The organism is Arthrobacter sp. STN4, from assembly GCF_024539665.1.
GTDB lineage: Bacteria > Actinomycetota > Actinomycetes > Actinomycetales > Micrococcaceae > Specibacter.
In genome coordinates this window covers 1-7,233 of record NZ_JAKZGX010000053.1, presented here as the reverse complement: position 1 = coordinate 7,233, position 7,233 = coordinate 1, and the positions used below count along the sequence as shown (strand labels likewise).

The 7,233-nt window shown below is 66.7% G+C and carries 10 protein-coding genes; 5 read left to right on the top strand and 5 right to left on the bottom strand.

What is annotated here, in order from left to right:
• Nucleotides 1-165: 165 nt before the first annotated feature.
• Together MMF96_RS19095 and MMF96_RS19090 are read right to left on the bottom strand one after the other, a co-directional pair.
• Nucleotides 166-348 (bottom strand): hypothetical protein, encoded by a 183-nt coding sequence (locus MMF96_RS19095; protein ID WP_256884441.1) that lies wholly within the window; start codon nt 346-348, stop codon nt 166-168.
• Nucleotides 349-621: 273 nt separating this feature from the next.
• A complete protein-coding gene (locus tag MMF96_RS19090; RefSeq protein ID WP_256884440.1) occupies nt 622-936 on the bottom strand; it encodes a S9 family peptidase in 315 nt (104 codons plus the stop codon).
• Nucleotides 937-1,082: 146 nt separating this feature from the next.
• On the opposite strand from MMF96_RS19090, the gene MMF96_RS19085 reads away from it, so the two are divergent.
• Nucleotides 1,083-1,487: a type II toxin-antitoxin system VapC family toxin gene (locus tag MMF96_RS19085; RefSeq protein WP_176615944.1), complete on the top strand. Its 405-nt coding sequence runs from the start codon at nt 1,083-1,085 to the stop codon at nt 1,485-1,487.
• 79 nt (nt 1,488-1,566) lie between these two features.
• Nucleotides 1,567-2,019: a hypothetical protein gene (locus MMF96_RS19080; protein WP_176615943.1), complete on the top strand. Its 453-nt coding sequence runs from the start codon at nt 1,567-1,569 to the stop codon at nt 2,017-2,019.
• A gap of 19 nt (nt 2,020-2,038) precedes the next feature.
• Here the strand turns inward: MMF96_RS19080 and MMF96_RS19075 are convergent, their stop codons facing one another.
• Nucleotides 2,039-2,614, bottom strand: a complete 576-nt coding sequence (locus MMF96_RS19075; protein WP_176615942.1) for a helix-turn-helix transcriptional regulator — start codon at nt 2,612-2,614, stop codon at nt 2,039-2,041.
• Between the two features lie 48 nt (nt 2,615-2,662).
• On the opposite strand from MMF96_RS19075, the gene MMF96_RS19070 reads away from it, so the two are divergent.
• Genes MMF96_RS19070 through MMF96_RS19060 form a run of 3 tightly spaced genes read left to right on the top strand, consistent with a single transcriptional unit; the run spans nt 2,663 to nt 4,825 of the window.
• Nucleotides 2,663-3,502 carry a trans-aconitate 2-methyltransferase gene (locus tag MMF96_RS19070; protein WP_256884439.1) on the top strand — a complete coding sequence of 280 codons (840 nt, stop codon included), beginning with the start codon at nt 2,663-2,665 and terminating at the stop codon, nt 3,500-3,502.
• 43 nt (nt 3,503-3,545) lie between these two features.
• Nucleotides 3,546-4,067 carry a YbaK/EbsC family protein gene (locus MMF96_RS19065; RefSeq protein ID WP_256884438.1) on the top strand — a complete coding sequence of 174 codons (522 nt, stop codon included), beginning with the start codon at nt 3,546-3,548 and terminating at the stop codon, nt 4,065-4,067.
• Nucleotides 4,068-4,102: 35 nt separating this feature from the next.
• A complete protein-coding gene (locus MMF96_RS19060) occupies nt 4,103-4,825 on the top strand; it encodes an ATP-binding cassette domain-containing protein (RefSeq protein WP_256884437.1) in 723 nt (240 codons plus the stop codon).
• On the opposite strand, the gene MMF96_RS19055 is transcribed toward MMF96_RS19060, so the two are convergent.
• Together MMF96_RS19055 and MMF96_RS19050 are read right to left on the bottom strand one after the other, a co-directional pair.
• On the bottom strand, nt 4,822-5,316 hold the full coding sequence (locus MMF96_RS19055) for a VOC family protein (protein ID WP_256884436.1): 495 nt from the start codon (nt 5,314-5,316) through the stop codon (nt 4,822-4,824). The genes MMF96_RS19060 and MMF96_RS19055 overlap by 4 nt on opposite strands.
• Nucleotides 5,317-5,604: 288 nt before the next feature.
• Entirely contained in the window at nt 5,605-6,999 is a 1,395-nt protein-coding gene (locus tag MMF96_RS19050; RefSeq protein WP_256884435.1) for an IS1380 family transposase, read from the bottom strand.
• Between the last annotated feature and the right edge of the window lie 234 nt (nt 7,000-7,233).

The following is a 7,233-nucleotide window of genomic DNA, read 5'->3' as shown; positions in this document are numbered from 1 at the left end:
TGGGACAAGGAGGCGGAACGTTCCATACGGAATGGCCAACAAAATTGAGACAGTTCCTACCCCATCCGTCTCAATTTATCTGGCCTCTTCCCACGTCAACATGGCCAACTAAATTGAGACAGGACAGGCTCCAACGGCCCCGGGATTTTCACGCTGCAGTTTTTCCTAGCCGCGTGTGATGGATTCCCCGGTCCGTCCGAGCCAGCCGAGAATCACTTCAAGGCTTTCCGGATCGGGATGCGTGTCCGGCTCGTTGTATCCGTTACCCGGTGTCGCGGCCACCTCGGCGGGGCTGCGCCGGTCTTCCTTGAAAACATGGTTGGCGTTGGGCGGGAAGGCGAAGTCCACATTTGGCATCCCGGCACCGGCTTCCTGAAGCGGGCCCCATCGGCAGGGACGTCAATCTGGACGTCCCTGCCCCCCCGATCAACACCAGCGTGGGAATTCGGACCTGCTGCCGCGGGTCGCGGGCCGATTCGAGCCACAGTTCCCTGGCCAAGGGAAGGTTTGCCGGTGCCTCGAAGCTGGCGAGCACCATCTTCACACTGTCTGGCAGGGCGGGGTCCGGGTCCATCGGCAAGCCGGCATAGGAGGGCGCAGCAGCCTCGGCACCTTTGGGCATCAGCTCCGCTCATCCAGGTGCGACTGCATGCTCAACCTGCCGGTGGGCCTGGGAAAGTTCTGCATCGCATGCGGACCCGACACGCGCTTGTCATAGCGGATCGAGGCGAAACCGGCAATGGCCAAGGCCTCTGCGAACAGCCGGCCGCTGCCGTTGGCGCCGGGAAGAAGCGGTGAGCACCAGTCCCGGTCGTTGGGTCCGCTGCCGGCCACCAGGACCACCGCGGGGAACGGTCCCCCGCCGTCGGGCCGGGCCACCGTCCCTGCCATGGTGATGCCGTCCAGCTCCCAAGACACGTCCACGGATTTCGCCATGCGCCCTTTCCCACAGCCGGCCACCCGGGCGACAACCCTCCGACCCCCTGTCCGCTTGCCAACGCAGGTCCTCCCACTTTGCCCCTGTCTGGAAGCTCCCGGCCGCTGCCATGGACACCCGCGGGCGCGGCACCAATAATGGGGGCATGACGAGATATGTGATCGATGCCCCGGCCGCCATCCAGCTGGCACGGGACGGGGTGGCGATTGCCGACGGCGACCAGCTCGTGGCACCGACAATCCTGCGCTCACAATGCCTCTCATCGCTGTACCAGGCGTCACGGCGGGGTGAGCTGAGTGGCAAGGAGGCCATGGCGCTCCTGGACCGCATCACCTCGATGCATATCCGCTTGCTCGGCGACAGGGTCTCACGGGCCGTCGCCTGGCAGGTGGCGGAGCGGCTCCACCTGGACGACACGGCCAACGCCGAGTACATTGCCGTCGCCCAGCTGCAGGCGGATGCGTTCGTCACCCTCGACCCCGCACTGGCCCGCCAGGCCGAAGGGATCGTCGCCGTCGCACCCCTCGCTGCGCTTTACCCGGCCACGTAGCCGGAGACAGGCCACGGCCGCAGTGTGACGGCGCCCCGGCTTTCAGGTGGCGCACAGGAAGACAAATATGCTGGGAGTTGTGAACAAATCCGCTATCCCCTTCCTCGTCATCGGCGGCATCAGCCTGGTCCTTGGCGGCGTCCTCTCCGCCGCCAGTGCCGGCTCCCCCAGCTACAACTCATCGTGGGCCGTGGCCTACCTGGTGCTGGTGGCCGGCGTCGCCCAACTGGTGCTGGGCCTTGGACAGGCCGGGCTGGCGTCCAGGGAACTCTCCCCGACGTTCCTGTCCGGCGAGGCCGTGGTGCTGAACCTTTCAACCATCGCCGTCCTCCTCGGCACCCTCCTCGCCACACCCGCCCTGACATATTTGGGTGCGGCACTGCTCGTCATTGCCCTGGCGATGTTCATCTGGGCCGTCCGGGGAGCCGGCAGGCACCTGCCGCTGCTCCTCTGGGCGTTCCGCATCATGGTGGTGGTCCTTTTGGTCAGCGCCCCCATCGGGCTGGTCATAGCCCATGCCCGGACCGCATAGGATTCCAGGCCCGGGCGCTTTACGCGGCGGTGTCCGGGCCGTGAAGGTGGGCCAGTCCGCCGTCGTGGTTGAGGATGCTCACGATTTCCACGGGCCCGCCATGGGCGCCGATCCAGTGCGGCACCATGGTGGAAAACTCGGCCACCTCACCGGCGTGCACCAGGATGGTCCGCTCCCCCAGCTCCAGCCGCGCCGTGCCGGAGAGGACGGTAAACCAGTCGCGCCCCGGATGGACACCCAGCCCCCCTGTCCGTTCGGCAGTGATGCGCATTTTGGCGACGACCTTGCCGTGCAGGGCGCGTTCATCGGACAGGATCCACGTGGTCAGCCCCGGGGTGTGCCCGGCCTCGGGCCGGATGACGACGTCCTCCTCCCCCACCGGCTCAACCAGCGCATCCAGGGTGGTGTCCAGGGCCCGGGCAATGGGCACCAGTTGGTCCAGCGCGATCCGGCGGTGGCCGGTTTCCAGGCGGCTCAGCGTTGACGGGCTGAGGTTGCAGCGCGCGGCAAGGTTTTCCAGCGACCACCCGCGGGCGAGCCTCAGGCCGCGCAGGCGCTGGCGGATGACCATGTCCATGGCGAATTCTTGCGTCATGCGCATAAGTATATGCCATCTGCGCATCGGACAGCTACCGTGGAAACCATGACTGATCACGCCCATCACCACCAGGCCGCCGCACACGGACACGCCCACCCCCACGAGGCCGAACTGGCGGACCTCCTTGACTTGGACGCGCAGGTCCTCGGCTCCTACCTTGACGATGCCACGCAGTGGGCTGCCGGGCTGGCGCCCGCGTCCGCCGGCATTGTGGACGTGGGCGCCGGATCCGGCGTGGGCACCCTGGCGCTGGCGCGCCGCTTCCCGCAAGCGGAGGTCGTGGCCGTGGACAGGTCGGACGCCATGCTCAGCCGCACGGTGGCGGCCGCCCGCGCTCAGGGCCTGGACGGGCGCGTGCGTGCCGTCCGGTCGGATGTCAACGAAAGCTGGCCGCCGGAACTGCACGCCGACTTGGTCTGGGCGTCGTCCTTCCTGCATGAGCTCACCGACCCGGACCGCACCATGCGGGACATCCATGCCGCGCTCAGGCCCGGCGGGCTGCTGGTGGTCATCGAAATGGACGGGCTGCCGCGCTTCCTCCCTGACGCCTTCCACGACGGCCTGGAATCCCGGCTGCACGCCGCCCTGGCCCAACGGGGCTGGAATTCCTTCCCCGACTGGCGGCCCGGGTTGGAACGGGCCGGATTCACCGCCGTCGAACAACGCCTGTTCCCCTCAGTGGGACGGCCGACGCCGGAGCTTGCCTCCCGCTATGCCCGCACCTTCCTGGGGCGGATGGGCCCGGCACTTGAAGGCATCGCACCCCCGTCGGACCTCGAGGCCCTGCAGCACCTGCTCACCGACGACGGCCCCGGTTCGCCCCTGTGCAGCCCGGACCTGGAGGTCCGCGGCAGCCGCATCGCATGGGCGGCACGCAGGCAGTAGCCGGTGCGCCAGCCGCCGGGGCCCGCACCGGTACTCTGGATGCATGGCCAAGCACGACGCCGTTTCCGCGGACATCCTCATGCCTTCAGTCCGGGACGCACTCGCAGTCCACAGCATTGCCCACGAGGTACTCCCGTGCGCCGACGAGCTGTCCGACACTGCCGTCTTCTGTGCCCACTACAACGTCGCGCTCGGGCAGGCCGCGAACACCATCGTCGTGACCTCGCGCAAGGTGGAGCCGTCCGTGCAGGCCGTGTGCGTGGTCCTGGGCACCACGCGCCTGGACGTGAACAGGAAGGTCAAGGAGCTGCTCGGGGTGAAGCGGGCGTCCTTCGCCGACGCGGAGCTGACGGTGGAATGCACCGGCATGGCCATTGGCGGCGTCACGCCCTTTGGCATCTCGGGCATGCCCATCTACGTCGACAGTGCGGTCCTGGAACAGCCCGAGGTCATCATGGGCGGCGGCAACCGCACCAGCAAGCTGCGGCTGGCCCCGGACGGGCTGACCCGACTGCCCGGCGTCGTGGTGGTCGAGGGGCTGGCGAAGGGGCCGGAGGCCGGCTGAGGCGCCAATCCCGCGCCGTCTGTGAGAATGGCCCCATGAGGTTTGCCAAGACGCCCGTGCGCCACATCGGCGAGGATCCCCACGAACCCCTGCCCCGGAACGAATGGCCGGCCACGCTGGCAGCCGTGCGCCAGCTCCTGGACGCGGGGCTGGACTTGGGCCCCGCCACGGTCCTTGTCGGGGAGAACGGCGCCGGCAAGTCAACACTTGTCGAGGCGATCGCCATGGCCTACGGGCTCAACCCTGAGGGCGGCTCCACGGGCGCGATGCACCGCAGCCGGGCCACCGAGTCCGCCCTTGCCAACAGCCTGCTGCTGGCCCGCAACCCCGGGGCCGGCAGGTACGGCTACTTCCTGCGCGCGGAAACCATGCACGGCTTCTTCAGCTACCTCGAGGACAACCCGTCCACCACCAGGGCGGACGCGCCGTTCCACCGCATGTCGCACGGGGAGTCGTTCCTGTCCCTCGCCGAGGACAGGTTCCGGGGCGGCGGCCTGTGGATCCTGGACGAGCCGGAGTCCGCCCTGTCCTTCACCGGCTGCCTGTCCGTGCTGGCCGTTCTCCGGGAGCTCTTGGCCGACGGCGGTTCCCAGGTCATCCTCTCGACCCACTCGCCGCTGTTGGCGGCACTGCCGGGTGCGGACATTTACGAGGTGGGCGGCTGGGGGCTGCGCCCGGCGACCTGGGACGGGCTGGACCTGGTGCGCAACTGGCGCTCCTTCCTGGACGCCCCGCAGCGCTTCCTGCGCCACCTTTAGCCGTCGTACGCGGCCTGCAACGCGGCAATGTCCAGCTTCCCCATGCCCAGCATGGCCTGCATGGCACGTCCGGCACCGGCCGGGTCGGGTCCGTTGAGCACCGTGGGCAGCATGGTGGGAATCAGCTGCCAGGAGACCCCGAATTTGTCCTTCAGCCAGCCGCACTGGCTTTCCTGGCCGCCGTCGGCCGTCAGGGCGGCCCATTTGGCGTCGAGCTCCTCCTGCGTGTCAAAGTACAGTTCAAAGGAGATGGCCTCGTTGAACGTGAACTCCGGCCCGCCGTTCAGCCCCCGGAAGCTGCGTCCTTCCAGTTCGAACTGGACAGTCAGCGCCGTGCCTGCCCGGTAGGGGCCGCCGTGGCCCCACCGGGCCACGTCCTTGATGCTGGAGTTCTCGAAGAGGCCGACGTAAAACTCCGCCGCTTCCTCTGCCCGCCCGTCAAACCACAGGCACGTGCCGATCTGTCCCACGCCCACCACTCCCCTTGCCATTGCATGTGCTGGACACTTTAGCGGCGGCCGGGCCCGGCAACAAGGGCCCGGGCCAGGATGCCGGACACCACCGGGGCCAACCGGACGGGGCCGCCCGGTGCCGCCCGGTGCCGGGCCGGCGCACCATTGCGGCTAAGCCTGTATCCACCGATCTGGGTTGGGTCTGTGGGGAATCCTGAATTTTGTTGATTTTGGGATTTTTGGGCAGGACCCGGTGGTCGGCCTCGCTGCCGCTGATGTTCCACTTTTTGGTTCCTGGGTTGCGCCCGTTGGGCTGGGTTGACGGGTTTATGCGGCTTGTGGCGGTGCGTGGGTGGCGGTGAAGAGGTTCTCCCAGGCGGTTTGCCATGGCCAGTCTTGGGGAAGATGTAGTTTGATGCGCCGGGCGCTGGAAGCAACCCTGCCGGGGACGTTGATGAGCTTGGTGCGGATCGTGCCGGTCCGGGCTTTCGCGAACATGCCTTCGGCGAGGATCCCGGCGGTGCGGGTGAGGTTGTAGGCCATGACCGCGGCGACCAGCCAGGCCGAGTTCGCCGCGAACTTTCCGGAGGGCAGGTGGGCCAGGGCACTGTCCTTCAGGTCGGCGTTGACCTGCTCGATCCGGGCATGTTTGCGGTGGACCTGGTCCGCGGCCACGGTATCGAGCATGGCGGCTGTGACGGTGGTGAAGAAGGCATGGAAGCGGTGCGTGTCAAAGAGCGTCGGCTGCCCGTCGGTGGCTTTCGGGTTCAGTTCGGGGATGCGTCGCACGACCAGGCGCCCGGGGATCCGTTCGCTTTTCTTGCGGGAGGAGAACGCGGTGAACGGGATTTGGGCGACTTCCGCTGCTGACACCCACGCCTGGCTGTCTTCGTCGTAGACGGCGTTGGTGTACTTGATCGGTGTCCATGCATCCGCCGGTATGGCGGTGATGGCGCGTTTGACGGCCGGGTTCATGGGTACCGTGACGGAGACGTCGGCGCCGCCGGCCAGGGCGGCACTGACTGCCGGGTGGCCGTAGTAGGCCGAATCAAAGCGACACAATACCGGCCCCTGCACCTTGGTGCGTTTGAGGGTTCCCAACGCTTCGGTCACGAACTTCTTTGCCCCACGGGCGGAGTTCGCGGCGCCCTTGCGCAGGCGTTGGCCGATGATGACCGGTGCGGTGTCTTCCCTGGAAACGGTGGCCAGGACGGCGTTGAGCCCACGGACCCCGGAGTAGCCGTAACCGGAGCCCTGCTTCTGGTAGCCATGAACCTCCACGATCGTGTCGTCTACATCCACGAACATGAAGTCTTCCCCGGAAGGTGCCCCGAACAGGGGCGCCTTCCTTGCCAGATTGATCAGGAGCCGGGAGGCCACAGCATCAAGCTGCTTCACGTGCCCGAAGGTGAAGGTGCGCAGGAACGATCCCAATGTTGACGGGGCGTAGCAGCCGGAGAAGACTTTCTTCATCCCGCCATGGCGCAGCAGGGCCATGTCATCAATCGAATCGGCCCCGGCCACCATGCCCGCGACCAGTGCCGCGACCTTCAGCCCGGCATTGGCGCCCTTGTCCGTCGGGATCGTGAGCCACTCATCAGCGAGCAAATGCAGGCCCGTCTCCTCGGCCAAGCGCATCACCGGGACCAGGCCTGTGGGGGACACGAGGTTCTCCTCGTCAAAGGAAACTGACATGGCCGCTACGGTATGGGAAACTTGCATCTGCGAGATGTCCTTCATTTTCGTGAAAATTGATCTGTGGTAAGTCCAATTTTCCCCGAAAAGACGGGCATTTCGTGTTTAAAACGCCGAGCGACCCCCGAGTTTTATCGGTGGACCCTTTTATGTTCAAAGTCAAGCCGTGAGATGTTGTAGCTGACGATAGATGCTGCGGGCAATATAGCGTTTCAGGATGCGTTTGATCTCGCGGTAGCTCAAGCCTTGTGCGGTGCGTCG